Raw genomic sequence first — 15,514 nt, 5'->3', positions numbered from 1 at the left:
TGCCGCTCAGTTCAGATCGAGCGCATAGGCCTTGAGGATTTGTAGTGGCACCAGGCCCAGCACTTCCTTGTTGGTGGCGCGCAGATAGACGCGCGGCGCCGTGCCGGCCACATGCGCCTGCATCCAGCGCCCGGCCACCAGGCACCAGCGGTTGCCCGCCACCAGCCCCGCAAAACCGAACTGCGGCATCGGCGTGCTCAGATCGTTCCCCACCGCCTTGGAATAGGCCAGAAAGGCGTCACTGGCCTCGATGCAGACCAGGTGCACCGCCGCATGGTCGGGCCCCGCCGCGCAATAGCCGGTGCGGTAGAACCCGGTCAGCGGATCGTGCGAACACGGCTGCAGCGCCTCGCCCAGCACATTGAGTTCAGCCGGCCCGGCAAACCGCCCCTGCTCGGTCAATGCACCTCGTCCTTGCCCAGCTTTTGCAGCACCTGCTTGACCTTGGAATTGATCTGGTCGAGCGAATAGGGCTTGGGCAGGAATTCCACGCTCTGGTCGTCCTCGATATCGCGGCGCACGCTTTCCTCGGCATAGCCGGACACGAAGATCACCTTGAGATGCGGCATGGTCTTGCGCACTTCCTTGAGCAGGCTTGGCCCGTCCATTTCCGGCATCACCACGTCCGAGATCATCAGGTCGATCTTGAAGTCGATATCGGCCAGCACTTCCATGGCCTCTTCGCCGCCATCGGCCTCGAACACCTCGTAGCCGGTGGCGCGCAGCGCCTGGGCCGAGAAGGCGCGCACACTTTCCTCGTCCTCGACCAGAAGGATCCGTTCATGCCCGGTCAGGTCGCGCACCGGCGCCGCCGCGGCGGCCACCTTGGCCGCCACTTCGTTCTCGTCGGGGACATGGCGCGGCAGGAAGATCTTGAACGTCGTGCCCACACCCACCACCGAGACAGGATAGATGAAGCCCTCGGTCTGCTTGACGATGCCATAGACCGTCGACAGGCCCAGGCCCGTGCCCTTGCCCAGTTCCTTGGTGGTGAAGAACGGCTCGAAGATCTTGGCGATCACTTCGGGGGTCATGCCGGTGCCGGTATCCTGCACTTCGATCAGCACATAATCGGCCGGCACCATGCCCTCGAAATTGAGCGTCGCCGCTTCGGAGCGATCGACATTGGCGGTGCGCAGGGTGATCGAGCCGCCCTTGGCCATGGCATCGCGCGCATTGACCACCAGGTTGATGATGACCTGCTCGAGCTGCACCACATCTGCCCGCACCGGCCAGATATTGCGGCCATGCTGCACGGTCAGCGTGTTCTTCTCGCCGATCATGCGCTTGAGCAGCACCGTCAGGTCGTCCACGATCAGCGGCAGTTCGAGCACCTGTGGCCGCAGCGTCTGCCGGCGCGAAAACGCCAGCAGCTGCCGGGTCAAGCCGGCGGCGCGATTGGCATTCTGCTTGATCTGCATCAGCTCGCTGAATGAGGGATCGCCCGGCTTGTGCTTGAGCAGCAGCAGGTCGGAAAAGCCGATAATGGCGGTGAGCAGGTTGTTGAAGTCATGCGCCACCCCGCCGGCCAGCTGGCCCACGGCCTGCATTTTCTGACTCTGGGCAAATTGGGCTTCCAGCTTGCGCTGGTCGGTCATGTCCAGCGCATAGACATTGATCTGCTCGGGCGAGCCGGCGCTCATTTCCGAGGCCGAGAGATAAAGCCGCACCGCATGATCGCCCTCGACGCTGAGCAGGGCATCCACTGGTTCGATCTCGCTGCGATGCGCCAGCGCCTCGCCGACGGCCTTGGCAAAGCGCTCGCGACTGCCTTCGCCGATCAGCGCACTGAGCGGCTCCATCTCGATGCTCTTTTCCTCGCCCGCCCAGTGGAAGATCCGCCCGAACGGCGCATTGGTGCGAATGATCCGCCCCTCGGCGTCCAGCGTGGCAATGGCAAAGGGCGTGTCGTTGAAAAAGCGCGAGAACCGCACCTCGGCCGCGCGCAGCTCTTCCTCATTGTCCGGCGCATTGGATTTGTCGAGCACCAGGGTGCGCGTCTCGCCCAGTTCGCCATCAGCCAGCCGCGCCGCCCGATGCAGCAGCCGCACCGGCAGGCTGGTGCCATTGCGGCGCACCAGGTCGATATCGATGATCTCGGTGCGGATCTCGCCATCGCCGCGCCCGCGCATCAGCAGCGTCGCGCCATCGCCGCGCACGATGTCCGACATGCCCAGCTGGCCTGAATTGAACTCGGCCAGGTCATAGCCCAGCCAGTCGGTCAGCGTTGAGTTCAGGTACTGGATGCGGCCATGCGCATCGGCCGAGAAGAAGCCCGCCGGCGAATGGTCAAGGTAATCGATCGCCCGCTGCAGGTCGCGGAACGCGCTCTCGTTGCTATCGCGGTCGCGGGTGATGTCCTCCACCGACCAGATCACCAGCGGCTTGGTTGCCTCGTCAGATTCCGGCAGCGGCCGCACCATCACGCGATACCAGAAGGCCTTGTTGGCCTGGGCCTGCGATCCGCCCAGCCCGCCGATGATGCGGATGTCCTCGACGGCCGCGCGCCCGTCCTTGGCCGCCCGCGACAGCCGGTAGATAGCCTCGCTGGCGTCAGACTGGCCGGCAAACAGCCGCGGCACGCCCACCGGCAGGCCGTTGGTCAGCGCGCCGGCAAAGTTGCCATAATGGGCATTCACATAGGTTATCTTGCCATCGCGATCCGCCACCACGGCGCCGAACGGCAGGCTGTCGACCACCGCATTGGAAATCGTGCGCCGCTCTTCGCCATTGGCAAAGCGGAACAGCCCGGCGGCCAGCGCGAACAGGCAGAACACGCCCACCACGGCCAGCACGCCGACAAAGGTCATGATCAGGTCGGGCGATACCTGGTCGCCGAACAGCGCAAAGCCCACGGCAATGCCCACCAGCACCACGCCCAGCAGCACCACCCGCCACAGGCCGGCGCCATTGCGGCCATCGGCAATGAGCGGATCGGGATAGGAGTCCTCGCCGAGGGGCGTCAATGCCATGGTTCAATCTGCTCCGTAGCCAGTCAGTCGGGCCGAATCAGGCGCTGTACAAGGTCTAGCAAATGCCCTCCCCCTGCGGGAGGGCGCACGGCGTTTTCAACACTGTGCGCTCGCGCTCCCAGTTTATGGGGCAAACGGCTGCCGCGCCAGCGTTCCGGGCGATACTGGGCAGCGTTTCTGCCCGCTGGCCGCCGGTCGCCGCGGGCGCAGACCTTGCCTTTTCCGCCCCAGCTACGATATCTGGAGCCGCGAGGACGACCTCGCCCCCCTTCTGGCAATTGCATTCGGGACGTCCCGATCGTTTCGGGACACTTCTCATGCGCACCACTCGCGACCGCGTTCGCCACGCCATCTGGTTTGAAATCCTTGGCCTTGCTTTGGTCACGCCCCTGGGCGCCCTGGCCTTTGCCATGCCGCTGCACGATATCGGCATCATAGGCGCTCTCAGCGCCACCGTGGCCATGGCATGGAACTACATCTACAACTACGGCTTCGACCACCTGATGCAGCGCTGGCGCGGCAGCACGGAAAAGACGCTGCTGCTGCGTGTGCTGCACGCCGTGGTCTTCGAGCTGGGCCTGCTCGTCGCGCTGATGCCGCTGATCGCCTGGTATCTGGGCATCAGCCTGTGGCAGGCGCTGCTGATGGATATCGCCTTCGCCCTGTTCTACATGGTCTACGCCTTCGTCTTCAACCTGGCCTATGACCGGGTCTTTCCCATCCCCGCCCCGACCGCGACCTGACCGGATCGCCGGCTGGAGATCGCCTTAGCGCGACTTCCAGCCCGCCCCCTGCTTGAGGCGCATGACGAAGCCGATCACCTCGGCCACTGCCTTGAAGTGCTCGTTGGGAATGGTGTCGTCGATCTCCATGCTGGCATAGAGCGCCCGCGCCAGCGGCGGGTTTTCCACGATCGGCACGTCGTGCTGCTTGGCCATTTCGCGAATGCGGAACGCCACAGCATCGGCGCCCTTGGCCACGCATTGCGGCGCGCCCATCTTCTTGTCGTATTTCAGCGCCACGGCAAAGTGGGTCGGGTTGGTGATGACCACGGTGGCGTCGGGCACGGCCTGCATCATGCGCTGGCGTGATTTTTCCTGCCGCAGCTGGCGTAGCCGACCCTTCACATGCGGGTCGCCCTCCATCTGCTTGTACTCGTCCTTGGTCTCCTGCAGCGTCATCATCTGCTTCTTCCACCATTTCTGGCGGACATAGAGGTAGTCGGCAAAGGCGATCAGCGTGACGATCATCAGCGTCGACAGGAAGATCTTGGTGCCGATCTCGGCAAAGTCGGCCAGGATGATCAGCGGATCGGAGGTCACCATGGTCTCGAGCCGGTCGCGCTCGGGCCACACGGTGGCCACCACAACCGTGCCCACCACGCCGATCTTGAGCAGCCCCTTGACGAAATTGACCAGCGACTCGCTGGAAAACAGCCGCTTGGCGCCAGCCAGCGGCGAAATCTTGGAGAGTTTCGGCTTCAGCGATTCCCCCGAGAACAGGAACCGGTGCTGCATCAGATTGGCGGCGATGGCGCAGCATGACAGCACCACCAGCGGGATCATCACCGGGAACAGCAGCGCCAGCGCCAGGTTGTTGAGGAAGGCGCCAAAGCCTGCCCCCTCGAGGGAAATGCGGTCGGCATTCATCATCACCAGCTCGAGCGAGCCCATCAGTTCCCTGGCCGCCCCGGGCGCCATCATGGAAAAGATCGCGGCCGATCCGAGCAGCATGAACCAGGTGACCACCTCCTGGCTCTTGGCAACGTCGCCCTTGGCATGGGCATCCTCAAGCTTTTTCTGCGAGGGGTCTTCGGTTTTGGAGGACTGTTCGGGGGCTTCGTCTGACATGATCTAGCCCCGCCACATTGCGAGATGGTTCTCGAACCCGGTCAGGTACCAGCCCATCATCATGGTCAGCAGCAGCGCGAACAGCACCAGCCCGACCATGATATTGGCCGGCATCAGCACGAAGAACACCTGCATGGCCGGCATCAGCCGCGCCAGGATGCCCGCGCCCAGGTTGAACACCAGCCCGAAGACGATGAACGGCGCCGACATCTGGATACCGATGGTAAAGGCACTGGCCACCGTGCGCAGCGCCAGTTGCGCCGCATCCTCGAACATGATCGGCGCATCGAGCGGAAACGCCATATAACTGTCAAAGGTCGCGGCCAGCGCCATGTGGTGCAGGTCGGTGGCAAAGATCAGCACCATGCCCAGAAAGCTCAGAAAACTGCCGAACACCGCCCCCTGCACCCCGGTCTGGGTGGGGTCGGCGGCCATGGCGCTCGACAGCCCGGTCTGGAAGGCGATGACGGCGCCGGCCAGGCTGGTCGCCATGACGGTAATCCGCGCGATCGCCCCCAGCATGATGCCGATGGCCAGTTCATGAAAGATCAGCGCCGTGATCCCCATCAGGGCGTCGGGCATGGCCGGCATGTCGGGCGCCAGCAGCGGATAGACCACCAGCGTGAAGGCCAGCGCAAAGCTCAGCCGCATGCGCATCGGGATCATGTCCTCGCCCAGCGCCGGCATCAGCATCAGGATCGCCCCGATGCGCATGAACAGCAGCATGTAGACAAAGGCGGTATTGGGCAGCCAGTCGAGCCCGATCGTCACGCTCAGCCGCCCACGATGATCATGTCGATCACGCGATTCATGTAGCCGCTCATGGTGGCCCCCAGAAAGGGCAGCGTCAGCAGCATGGTCAGGAAGATGGCGATGATCTTGGGCACAAAGACCAGCGTCTGTTCCTGGATCTGCGTCAGCGCCTGGAACAGGGCGATGATCACGCCGACCACCAGCCCGACGATCATCATCGGCGCCGACACGATGATCAGCACCCAGATACCGTCACTGGAAATGTCGAGGACTTCGGCGCCGGTCATGATGGTCTCGCTGCGCACGAATCGCGCAGGGTTAAGATAGTCCTAACGCGGCGCTTCGGCGATGGTGGAACGCGGCGTGCAGCGCGCGGCTCAGTGCGGCTCGGAATTGCCGAGAGCCCGCCCCGGAGGATGGCTAGATCGGCATCCGCATGATTTCTTCATAGGCCGAGATCACCCGGTCCCGGACGGTGACCATGCTCTCGATGGCCATTTCGCTTTCGCTCAGCGCTGTCACCATGTCGACCACATTGGCCTTGCCATTGACCATGTCCATGGCCATGGCGTCGCTGGTGCGGCCGGTATCGACCACGCCCTGCACCTGGCTGGCCAGCATGTCGGCAAAGTTCTGTCCGCCCGCTGTGGGTGCCAGGGCGGTCAGGTCGGTAGCCGGCTTGGCCGCCTGCTGGATCAGCCGGCTGGCATTGCCATAGGCGGCGGCGGCGGCGTTGAACGGGGTGGTGATGGCCATGCTGGTTTCCTGGGCGATTAGCCGCGCAGGATGTCGAGCGTGCGCCCGAGCATCTGCCGCGTCACGGTGACGACGTTGAGATTGGCCTCGTAGGTGCGCTGGGCCTCGCGCATGTCCATCGTCTCGATCAGCGTGTTGACATTGGGATATTGCACATAGCCGGCGGCATCGGCGGCCGGGTGGCCCGGCTCGTAGCGGCTGGAGAAAGCGCTCATATCATAGGCCAGCTTGCCCACTTCCACGATCTTGCCACCGACCTCGGCATCGAAGCTGGTTTCGAAGGTCGGGATGCGGCGGCGATAGGGGTCGTCACCCGGTGCCTTGCCGGCGGAGTCCGCATTGGCCAGGTTTTCGGCGATGACGCGCATGCGTGCGGTCTGCGCATGCAGGCCCGTGGCAGCAATCCGAAGTGACGAGTTGAAGTCCATATTCGCTGACTTTCCTGGGAGCCTACGACCTGCCCATGGCGGTGCGCAGGATCTTGATCGATTTCTGGTAGAGGCCGGTGGCCGCCTGGTAATCCATCATATTGGTGGTGACCTTCATCATCTCGTCCTCGAGGGAGACACCATTGCCTTCCGGCGTGATCTCGAAATTGGCCATCTGCTGCGCGCCAAAGGCGCTGTCGCCCTGCCCGCCCACCGCAAAATGCATCGGCTGGGTAGCCGTCGTCGTCACCGAGGCCGACGAAAACGCCCCGGCGGTCTCGGCAAAGTTGAACTGCTTGAGATCGCGCCCGCGAAATCCGGGCGTCTCCGCATTGGCGACATTTTCTGCCAGTAAGCCTTGACGGGTCTGGTGCCAGCGCATCTTGTCCGTCAGCGCCGTAAAGACCGGCATGTTCATCAGGCCCATTGGCCGTTCCCCGCGAGTCTGCTCGTCCGATGGGCAATTCTTGCCGCCCTATGGTTAATCAAGTGTTAACCGAAGCGGTTTTGCGTGGCACAAGCCTCGCAATCTGCACATTTCCCCGCCTAACTAGGCAAGATATGCCGCCCGGAATCGCGGCGAGAGATATTTGGAGAAGACATGGACATCATCACCACCCCCTTTGGTGGCATCTTCAACGCTATCTTTGCCCTTGCCGTGGTCATCGTCGGCATAGTTCTGGTGCTCTGGCTGCTCAAACTGCTGCAGGGCGCCACCGGCCGGGCCACCAGGGGCCGCAACCGGCGCCTGGCCGTGGTGGAAAGCCTCGCCCTTGATCCCAAGCGGCAATTGCTGATCATCCGCCGCGACAATGTCGACCATCTCATTCTCACCGGCGGCGCGCAGGACCTGGTGATCGAAACCGGCATCGCCGTGGATCCCAAGACCACCACGCCGACCACGCGCCGCCCCGTCCCCATGGTGCCACCGCGCAAGCCGGCGCCCGCCGCACCGGCAACTGCGGCCGTTGCGCCTGGCCCGACACCGGCGCCCGTGGTTCCGACGCCCGTCCCCGTTGCCCTCGAACCGGCCGGCGCCCCCGGCACCGTGCTGGCGGAACTGCAGAAACAGGGCCGCCCCATCGGGAAGCGGGCCCATCTCTCGCTGCGCCATACGGGGCTGCTGCGCCCGGTCAATGACACGGATTTGCCGGTTTCCCCTGAATTCGCCGCCCCCGGCGCTCAGCCGGGCTTCGACTCAGCTAAAGAGGACGTTGGACAGGCAGAGATCGAGGGCACGGACCTTGGCGACGGCAGCAGCGAGACCCAGCGGAACTGACATCGCCCCGCCGCGACCGCGCCCGCTCGCCCGCTATGTCGGCCTGGCCGCGCTGCTGGTCCTGGCCCTGACCCCGAGCCTGGCCTTCGGCCAAGATCTGTCGATCGATTTTGGCGACGACACCACCATCACTGAACGTGCCGTCCAGATCATCGGGCTGATCACCCTGCTGTCGCTGGCGCCCTCCATCCTGGTGATGGTGACCAGCTTCACCCGTATCGTCGTCGTGCTGTCGTTGCTGCGCACCGCCATCGGCCTGCAGACGGCGCCGCCCAATTCGGTCATGGTGTCGCTCGCCCTGTTCCTGACGCTGTTCGTCATGCAGCCCACCCTGCAGGCCACCTATGACCAGGGTATTGCCCCGCTGCTGGCCGGCGATATCGAGATCACCCAGGCCTTCGAGCAGGGCAGCGCGCCGCTGCATGAATTCATGCGGGCCAATGTGCGCGAGCAGGATCTGTCGCTGTTCTTCGCCCTGTCGGAGGCCGAGCCACCCGACGAGCCCGAAGCCATCCCGCTGCAGCTGCTGATCCCGGCCTTCATGATCTCCGAGCTCCGCCGCGCCTTTGAAATCGGCTTCCTGCTGTTCCTGCCCTTCGTGGTCATCGACATGGTGGTGGCCTCGGTGCTGATGAGCATGGGCATGATGATGCTGCCGCCAGTGGTGATCTCGCTGCCGTTCAAGCTGATCTTCTTCGTGCTGGTCGACGGCTGGTACCTGGTGGCCGGCTCGCTGGTGCGCAGTTTCGTCAGCACCTGAGCGAGCGCTCAGACGCGCCCGGGATCCGTCTTGGCGTCCGACGCCACCATGGGCGCCAGTGCGCCATCGGGCCCGTAGGTATCGCGGTAGGACGCCAGGAAGGCATTGATCCCCTCCACGCCCGATACCTGGGCCGCAACCGTCTTGAACTCCAGGCTCGTCACCTCGACATTGCCGGTTACCAGGTCGAACATCGACCATTCCGGCGATGTCACCATGGCTTCGCCGAATTTGGAGCGCAGGCGCGCCAGGCCCATCCGGTCATTGGCCAGCACATAGCCCACTGCCGCCCGGATCACCCCCATCCGCGCCGGCTGGCTCAGCGCGGCATCGGTCTTCGGTCCCGCATAGAGCGCCTCGATCATCTCGGCCGCCTGGCTGTAGCGCTTCGCCTTCCAGTGCGCATCGATGCGCATCAGCGTGACGTCCAGTCCATCCAGGTCGCGGATCAGGTCGAGGCCGAGCTGGTCGCGTCCGCCATCGATCATCGCCCGTGCCTCCAGGACGCGGCGCTGCCGCGCCAGCGATTCCGGCATGCCTTCCATGCGGGTCGCATTGAGCACCCGGATCGCATCCTGCGGCTTGCGGTCCGCCAGGTAGATCACCGCCAGGTCGGCCGCGATCTGCGTCTTGGCGATGCCTCGCAGGCGGTTGTCCAGCTGGTATTCCAGCAGTTCGGCGGCCTGCGACAGCAGATCCACCCGCACCAGGCGACGCGCCAGGTTGCGGATCATCTCGTCGCCGCGCGCCCCCGGCGGCGTCAGCTGGCGGAAATCGTAATACAGCCCCAGGGCATCCACCGGGCCCAATGAATCGGCCACGCCGTTGAGGAACAGCTCCCCGAACATGCTCTGGGCCTCGTCGCGCAGGGCATTGATCGGCGGGCTCTCGGGGTAGTTGGCCACCGCCTGCTTGACGGTTTCAAAGCCCAGTCGATAGTCGCCATTGCGGAAATACAGCTCCGCCAGCAGCTTCTGCATGTCGGCCTCGAGCGGGTTGCCGCGCCACAGCAGCGATTCCGCCGACAGCGTCTCGGTCGCCTTGGCCAGATTGAGCTTGCCGGCCTCATCGAGCAGATGCAGCGTCCGGTAGATGGCCTCGGCGCGCGTGGGCCTGATATCGGCAGCAATGACCTGGCCATAGGTGTCGATCGCCTCGGCCACCCGCCCATTGGCCTCGTCGATCCGCCCGGACAGCAGGTGGAACAGGCTGGTGTCCTCGGCATCCAGGCTCGGGAAGTCGATCAGCCCCAGGACGCGTTCGGCCATATTGGGATCGTCGGCCTCGATGGCCGAGCGGATGGCGGAGAAATAGAACCTGTTGCGCGCCCAGATGGGATAGTTATCCACGACGGACAGCCCCTCAAGGGCATCGCTCTTGGCACCCTTGTAATCATAGCTCTCGGTGCGCGCGATGGTCCGCCACACCAGCGCATCCACTTCCTTGCCCATCGAGGCGGTATTGAGAATCTTGAGCGCGTCCAGCGGGCGGCTGGCCATGGTATCGGCAATGGCCCGCGACAGCCGCATCTTGCTCGTCAGGTCCGTCGATTTGAGGTCCTGCTCGAGCACGTCGAGCACGCCGATGGCCTCCTGGGGGAACTGGTTGGCAATGTAATATTGCGCCAGCTCCAGCCGGGCAGGATCACGCGCCTCCCCCTCGGCATTGGCCGCCTTGGACTGAATCTCGCGCTGCTGCTCGGCATAGAGGCCGAAATCGGCTTGCTCCAGCCGCGCCAGATCGACAAAGCCGCCGCGCATCGCCTCGGTAATGCCATTGCCCACCGAGCGCGGCCCGTCAATGGTCGATACCGTCAGCCCGCCCTGCACGCTGAGCACGGCCAGATCGTTCTCGATGCTGACGGCCAGATCCTCGCTCTCGGGTTTCACCACCAACCCATGCACGCTGCGCAGGGCCGAAAAATCCACATAGTCGAGCGACCGCGACAGGCCGCGCGCCGGTGGATAGGAGGTGACGACCTTGAGCACGTCTCCCACATTGGGGTCGCGGAAATCATGCACCCGGGCCGGCCGGTCCATCTGCGCCACCATTTCGAAATTGCCTTCGACATCGCGCCGGCGGCTGAGTTCGATCGGTTCGGTCGGCGTCAGCATGATGTCGCCCAGCGACAGCACCCAGGCCATGCCTTCAGATCCCAGGGTCGCCAGCCGTTCCTCCGACAGCTCGACCCGCACCACCTGCGTGTCACCCGAGGCCACCACGGCAAATTCGCTGGCCAGGGCATCGAGTTCATCCGATTGCGTTGGCGGGGCAATGCCCGACACGGTGTCGAACAGCATCCATACGGTATTGCCGCGCCGGAACACCGCCGCTGGCGTGTCCTGCTCGAACGGGAACACCACCCGCACGGTGGATCCCAGCACGCTGACAAAGGGCGTGACGGTCTTGCCGGCCGATTCGGGAAACAGCATGCCTACCAGCGGATCGGTGGAGGCAGCCTCTCCCTCGGCTTGGGCGCTTTTCTTGGCAACCCCGTCGGCCAGCGTGGCCGCATCGAAGCTGGGCGGACCATCGCCGGCAATATCGATATCCAGGACATATTGCCGGGGCGAGTTCTCGTAGAACCGCGGCTTGACCCCCTCGGCCAGCTGCAGCGTCACGGTGGCGCCATCCGGGTTCACCGCACTTTCCACCACCAGCAGCTCGGGCGGCAGGTCAATGGCCAGGTCGCGCAGATCAATGCCGACCGGCCATTCGAAGCCGATCATGCCCATGTCGCCATCCTGGACGAAGGCGCCGGTGGTGGGCACGTTCCAGTCGAACTGGACGCGCAGGAACGTGGGATTGCGCCCGATGCGCACGCTCGCCTGCGGGTTGAGCTCGATCACCCCCGCGGCCTTGCGTTGCTGCTCGGCCTTGATCGCCGCCAGCCGGGCACGCTCTGCCAGCTCGGCAATCACCTCCTGTGGCAGCGCGGGCGGCTGTCCCTGCCAGTCCAGCGGCAGCAGGTCGATATAGAGTTTCTCGCCGGCCTCGATGCGGTTGAAGCTGAACGCCGATCGCAGGCCGATGCGCAGGCCGCGGCCATCCGGATCGACCCGGGCCACTGACAGGTAGTCCGGCATGACGGTGCCCAGATCGGGCAGGATGACCGCGATCGGCTCGCCGAACTCCAGCGACAGCACACCGTTCTCGATGCGCATCGTATAGGTGGGCAGGGCATCCCGTCCCGGAAAGCTCAGAATCAGCCTGCCATAGCCGTCTTCCTCGGTTCCCAGCAGTTGCCCCTGCTCGGCGCCTGAGACCGGCCCGGCAAGCCCCAGCACCGTCAGCGCGGCCAGAAGCGCCAGGACCTTTCGGACCCGCACCAGACCTGCATGGATAGCGCTCTTCACCGGCTTCTGCCCGCCCCGACGCAAGGCGCGTGTCCCGAACCCTGTTCTGGGCCGGCAAGACGCGCAGGATGACACGATAATCGTGCTGCGCACCCTAGCCGGCCGGGCTTAACGGCGCCTTACTCCTGAGGGCAAAGCCTTACTGACCCACGATCTGCGGCAGGGCAGCCAGATCCTCGGGCGCCATCTCCGATACCGGGCGATCAGCCAGGGCCGCCATCTTGACCGTCAGTTCCTGCGCCCGGGCCGTGTCCATCACGGCCAGGATGGGCGCCATCTTGCGCGGACTCATGGTCTTGGCCACCCGCAGCAGGACCTCCATATCCAGATTGTTGAAGATGGCAGCGGCATCCTTGGGCTTCATCGTCTCGTACATGGCCACGATGCCGGCAAACTGGCCGCTCTCCATCGCCTCGCGCTGATCCACCAGACTGGAGATCTGCGCTTCGAGCGCTGTCAGCGTGGCGGCACGTTCTTCGATGCGCTTCTCGGCTGCGTCGACGATGGATGACCGCAGGGTCAGATCGTCCTCGTACTTCTTCAGCTCGTCGCGCCGCGCCGAAAGGCGCTGCAGCAGCAATTGCTCGGTATCGGTCGCCGCATCGGTGGACAGCAGCGGCATCGATCCGCCCTGGCCGTCGATCAGCAGTGGCACGGCGTCGCCGGTCGGCAGGCAATCGGCCATGGAGGCGGCAAAGGCCGGCATCGGGTCGCCGCTGCGCGGCGCAACTTCCGCTTCTGTCGCGCCATGCGCTTCGCCCTCGACGGCCTTGGCCGGGTTGAGCTGGACATTGCCATCGGCATCGATGGCGGCGTCCGAGTCCAGGCAATAGGTGCCGCTGGCCACCGGAACGGCCGCGCCCTCTGCCGGGGCGGCAGGATCGACGGCGCCCTCGGCCGGCACCGCGTGGTCGCCTGCAGCAGCCTGCTCGCCCGCCGCCGCTTCCGGCGCGGCGTGATCACCGGCAGCAGGCGCCGCGGCGCCATGGTCGGCAGCCGCACTCTGCGGCTTCATGGTTGGCGCCGGGTCGGCCAGCGTCGGGCTGCTGTCTTCCATGGTGGGCTCTTGCGGCAGCGACAGCGTCGCTTCGCCGTCGCCGCCACCGGAGGGCGCCGCCGCGCCGGCGGCCTGTACCTGCCCCACGCCGGTCAGCACATAGCCGCCATTGGTCACCAGCCCCACGGTCTTGAAGACCAGCAGGGCGCCAATGGCGAGCACGACAACCGGCAGCAGGCGGATGGTCGTCACGCCGCCGCTCCCCGCGTACGAACCCGGGACTGCAGCTGTTCGAGCGCCGACTGCACCTTGTTGGGCACCGGCTGCTCAACCGGCTCGATGGCCTGGCTGTGTCGTGCCACGCTGGTGATCCGGGCGATGCGTTCCATCAGCACGGTGCCGGCATTGACATGATTGGCCAGCTCGATGCCGAACCGTTCTGCCTCTTCCAGCCGTGAGTTCAGCGACAGATCGGCCTCGACCGCCGTCTGCTTGAGTTCCTTGATTGCTTGGTTGGCCAGGTTGGTGGCCCCCACCAGGTCGGCCACCATCTGTCGCAGCACGTCCTTGTCGGCATGCAGCATTTTCAGCCGGTGATTGAGCACCATGCAGTAACCGATTGTCAGCGCCAGCAGAACGGCCACTGCACTTTCCACGAACAGTCCAAGGGGCAAGCCGAACATCATCGTCCTTCCGATTTTTCGTCTATTGCTTCAAAGGCTTCCATGGTCACCTTGGGCGGATTGAGCGGGCGGGTAACCCGCACCGAGACCAGATTGCCGATATGGCCCATAATGGCCTCGGTCAGCTCGACCCCGCCGCAGCGCAGCCGGACCGGATCATTGGGCGAACGCTCGAACATCAAGGTGTCGCCGGGCTGGATCGCCATCATCTTGGACAGCGGCACATCCTGCTCGTGCAGGATGGCGTCGACCGTCACGTCCGCCGAATAGATCTCGGTGGCCAGATGGCCTTCCCAGGTCGCATCGCGGCCGAATTTTTCACCCATGAACATCTGCAGCAGCTGTTCGCGGATGGGTTCGATGGTGGCATAGGGCAGCAGGATTTCGATCTTGCCGCCACGGTCGTCCATCTCGATGCGCAGCTCGATCAGGATGGCCGCATTGCCCGGCCGCGAGATCGCGGCAAAGCGCGGATTGGTTTCCATGCGCTCGAGCTTGAAATTGACATTGGTCACCGGCTCGAAGGCGCGATGCGTGTCGTCCAGGATCACCTCGATCATCCGCCGCGCCAGCGCCAGCTCGATGGTCGTATAAGGCCGGCCCTCGATGCGGATATTGCCGCCAATGCGGCGGCCGCCCAGCAACACGTCGATCATCGAATAGATCAGGCTGGAATCGACGGTGAGCAGACCGTAATTCTCCCATTCCTCGGCCCGGATGACCGACAGGATAGCCGGCAGCGGGATCGAGTTGAGATAATCGCCGAACCGCACCGACGAAATGGAGTCGAGCGTCACTTCCACATTGTCGGAGGTGAAGTTGCGCAGGCTCGTCGTCGCCAGCCGCACCAGCCGGTCAAAGACGATTTCGAGCATCGGCAGGCGTTCATAGCTCACCAGCGCCGAATTGATCAGCGCCTGTACGCCCGTCAGCTCGATATTGCTGCCAATGCTGGAGTCAAAGCCGAGCAGGCTGTCGATTTCGTCCTGGTTGAGCACGCGGTCGGGACCGCCCTCGCCGTCCCCATTGTCGCCCTCGAGCATGGCTGCCCATTCAGCGGTGGCTTCGGCCGCCTTTTCCTCGTCCGACTGCTCGGCGCTGACGTCGAGCGGGATGATCGTGTCATCCAGCCCCCAATCGTCGCTGAGTTTGTCCTGTTCTGTGGGTTCCGCCATTACTGCACCAGGATTTCCTTGAACAGCACGGACTCGACCCGCGACGGATAGATGGCAACGTTGACCCGGCGCAGCAGCTCTTCCTTGAGCCGGTACACCCCGGCCGAGCCATCGAGGTCGGATTTGCGCAGCTCGCGCAGATAGACCTGGAACGCGTCGATGACCTTGGCCATGCGCGGCTGGATTTCCAGCATCATGGCTTCATTGGCCACTTCGAGCGCCACGGTCAGCTTCATGAACGCCTCGCCATCGGCCTCGTTGTTGAGGTTGATGATCATTGGCGGCAGGTTGAAGATGAAGGTATGCGCCGCCTCGATGACGCCGCCATGCGCGTCGGTGGTTTCGGCGCCATGCTCGGCCTCTGCCGTGCCCGAAGACAGGAAGAAGAACGCCGCCGCACCGCCCAGCAGGACCACAACGGCAACGGCACCAATGATGATGAAGAGCTTGGGGATCCCCTTTTTGGGCTCTGCGCCGTCGTCGATTTCCGCTTCAGCGGCCATTG

The 15,514-nt window shown here is 64.4% G+C and carries 16 protein-coding genes; 3 read left to right on the top strand and 13 right to left on the bottom strand.

Annotated elements, in window-relative coordinates:
- Window positions 1-6 precede the first annotated feature (6 nt).
- The gene (locus AC4NN3_RS09300) at window positions 7-402 is read right to left on the bottom strand and encodes a DUF2237 family protein (RefSeq protein ID WP_491926813.1); all 396 of its coding nucleotides are present in this window, start codon (window positions 400-402) and stop codon (window positions 7-9) included.
- Complete coding sequence (gene cckA / locus AC4NN3_RS09295; protein WP_491926812.1) at window positions 399-2,972, bottom strand: cell cycle histidine kinase CckA; 2,574 nt, start codon at window positions 2,970-2,972, stop codon at window positions 399-401. The genes AC4NN3_RS09300 and cckA overlap by 4 nt, the downstream gene beginning before the upstream one ends.
- A gap of 317 nt (window positions 2,973-3,289) precedes the next feature.
- Between cckA and AC4NN3_RS09290 the strand changes: the two genes are divergently transcribed.
- The gene (locus AC4NN3_RS09290) at window positions 3,290-3,715 is read left to right on the top strand and encodes a PACE efflux transporter (RefSeq protein WP_491926811.1); all 426 of its coding nucleotides are present in this window, start codon (window positions 3,290-3,292) and stop codon (window positions 3,713-3,715) included.
- 24 nt (window positions 3,716-3,739) lie between these two features.
- Here AC4NN3_RS09290 and flhB read toward each other — a convergent pair whose 3' ends face one another.
- The 6 genes from flhB to flgB form a co-directional block, all read right to left on the bottom strand.
- On the bottom strand, window positions 3,740-4,822 hold the full coding sequence (gene flhB / locus AC4NN3_RS09285; protein WP_491926810.1) for a flagellar biosynthesis protein FlhB: 1,083 nt from the start codon (window positions 4,820-4,822) through the stop codon (window positions 3,740-3,742).
- A 3-nt stretch (window positions 4,823-4,825) separates the two neighbouring features.
- Entirely contained in the window at window positions 4,826-5,593 is a 768-nt protein-coding gene (gene fliR, locus AC4NN3_RS09280) for a flagellar biosynthetic protein FliR (RefSeq protein WP_491926809.1), read from the bottom strand.
- A 2-nt stretch (window positions 5,594-5,595) separates the two neighbouring features.
- On the bottom strand, window positions 5,596-5,862 hold the full coding sequence (gene fliQ / locus AC4NN3_RS09275) for a flagellar biosynthesis protein FliQ (RefSeq protein ID WP_193335344.1): 267 nt from the start codon (window positions 5,860-5,862) through the stop codon (window positions 5,596-5,598).
- 133 nt (window positions 5,863-5,995) lie between these two features.
- The gene (fliE, locus tag AC4NN3_RS09270; RefSeq protein WP_491926808.1) at window positions 5,996-6,331 is read right to left on the bottom strand and encodes a flagellar hook-basal body complex protein FliE; all 336 of its coding nucleotides are present in this window, start codon (window positions 6,329-6,331) and stop codon (window positions 5,996-5,998) included.
- Between the two features lie 17 nt (window positions 6,332-6,348).
- The gene (flgC, locus tag AC4NN3_RS09265) at window positions 6,349-6,759 is read right to left on the bottom strand and encodes a flagellar basal body rod protein FlgC (protein WP_491926807.1); all 411 of its coding nucleotides are present in this window, start codon (window positions 6,757-6,759) and stop codon (window positions 6,349-6,351) included.
- Window positions 6,760-6,781: 22 nt separating this feature from the next.
- Window positions 6,782-7,186 (bottom strand): flagellar basal body rod protein FlgB, encoded by a 405-nt coding sequence (gene flgB, locus AC4NN3_RS09260; RefSeq protein WP_491926806.1) that lies wholly within the window; start codon window positions 7,184-7,186, stop codon window positions 6,782-6,784.
- A gap of 174 nt (window positions 7,187-7,360) precedes the next feature.
- On the opposite strand from flgB, the gene AC4NN3_RS09255 reads away from it, so the two are divergent.
- A complete protein-coding gene (locus AC4NN3_RS09255) occupies window positions 7,361-8,038 on the top strand; it encodes a hypothetical protein (protein WP_491926805.1) in 678 nt (225 codons plus the stop codon).
- Window positions 8,039-8,081: 43 nt separating this feature from the next.
- Window positions 8,082-8,798 carry a flagellar type III secretion system pore protein FliP gene (fliP, locus tag AC4NN3_RS09250; RefSeq protein ID WP_491926921.1) on the top strand — a complete coding sequence of 239 codons (717 nt, stop codon included), beginning with the start codon at window positions 8,082-8,084 and terminating at the stop codon, window positions 8,796-8,798.
- Window positions 8,799-8,806: 8 nt separating this feature from the next.
- Here the strand turns inward: fliP and AC4NN3_RS09245 are convergent, their stop codons facing one another.
- The 5 genes from AC4NN3_RS09245 to AC4NN3_RS09225 form a co-directional block, all read right to left on the bottom strand.
- Window positions 8,807-12,127 (bottom strand): tetratricopeptide repeat protein, encoded by a 3,321-nt coding sequence (locus AC4NN3_RS09245; RefSeq protein WP_491926804.1) that lies wholly within the window; start codon window positions 12,125-12,127, stop codon window positions 8,807-8,809.
- A 166-nt stretch (window positions 12,128-12,293) separates the two neighbouring features.
- Window positions 12,294-13,403, bottom strand: a complete 1,110-nt coding sequence (locus AC4NN3_RS09240) for a MotE family protein (protein WP_491926803.1) — start codon at window positions 13,401-13,403, stop codon at window positions 12,294-12,296.
- A complete protein-coding gene (locus AC4NN3_RS09235; RefSeq protein ID WP_491926802.1) occupies window positions 13,400-13,834 on the bottom strand; it encodes a DUF6468 domain-containing protein in 435 nt (144 codons plus the stop codon). Before AC4NN3_RS09235 ends, AC4NN3_RS09240 begins: the two co-directional genes overlap by 4 nt.
- Window positions 13,834-15,009 (bottom strand): flagellar motor switch protein FliM, encoded by a 1,176-nt coding sequence (fliM, locus tag AC4NN3_RS09230; RefSeq protein WP_491926801.1) that lies wholly within the window; start codon window positions 15,007-15,009, stop codon window positions 13,834-13,836. Before fliM ends, AC4NN3_RS09235 begins: the two co-directional genes overlap by 1 nt.
- Window positions 15,009-15,512 carry a flagellar basal body-associated FliL family protein gene (locus tag AC4NN3_RS09225; RefSeq protein WP_491926800.1) on the bottom strand — a complete coding sequence of 168 codons (504 nt, stop codon included), beginning with the start codon at window positions 15,510-15,512 and terminating at the stop codon, window positions 15,009-15,011. Before AC4NN3_RS09225 ends, fliM begins: the two co-directional genes overlap by 1 nt.
- Between the last annotated feature and the right edge of the window lie 2 nt (window positions 15,513-15,514).

The organism is Devosia sp. MDV22-iso42, from assembly GCF_058629155.1.
The sequence above is the reverse complement of the archived record's forward strand: the minus strand, read 5'-3'. Positions and strand labels throughout refer to the sequence as shown.

Bases quoted from the DNA above. Each gene is read 5' to 3' on its own strand.
- cckA (WP_491926812.1), bottom strand. From the start codon at position 2,972: ATGGCATTGACGCCCCTCGGCGAGGACTCCTATCCCGATCCGCTCATT.
- AC4NN3_RS09290 (WP_491926811.1), top strand. From the start codon at position 3,290: ATGCGCACCACTCGCGACCGCGTTCGCCACGCCATCTGGTTTGAAATC.
- flhB (WP_491926810.1), bottom strand. From the start codon at position 4,822: ATGTCAGACGAAGCCCCCGAACAGTCCTCCAAAACCGAAGACCCCTCG.
- fliQ (WP_193335344.1), bottom strand. From the start codon at position 5,862: ATGACCGGCGCCGAAGTCCTCGACATTTCCAGTGACGGTATCTGGGTG.
- fliE (WP_491926808.1), bottom strand. From the start codon at position 6,331: ATGGCCATCACCACCCCGTTCAACGCCGCCGCCGCCGCCTATGGCAAT.
- flgC (WP_491926807.1), bottom strand. From the start codon at position 6,759: ATGGACTTCAACTCGTCACTTCGGATTGCTGCCACGGGCCTGCATGCG.
- flgB (WP_491926806.1), bottom strand. From the start codon at position 7,186: ATGGGCCTGATGAACATGCCGGTCTTTACGGCGCTGACGGACAAGATG.
- AC4NN3_RS09255 (WP_491926805.1), top strand. From the start codon at position 7,361: ATGGACATCATCACCACCCCCTTTGGTGGCATCTTCAACGCTATCTTT.
- AC4NN3_RS09235 (WP_491926802.1), bottom strand. From the start codon at position 13,834: ATGTTCGGCTTGCCCCTTGGACTGTTCGTGGAAAGTGCAGTGGCCGTT.
- fliM (WP_491926801.1), bottom strand. From the start codon at position 15,009: ATGGCGGAACCCACAGAACAGGACAAACTCAGCGACGATTGGGGGCTG.
- AC4NN3_RS09225 (WP_491926800.1), bottom strand. From the start codon at position 15,512: ATGGCCGCTGAAGCGGAAATCGACGACGGCGCAGAGCCCAAAAAGGGG.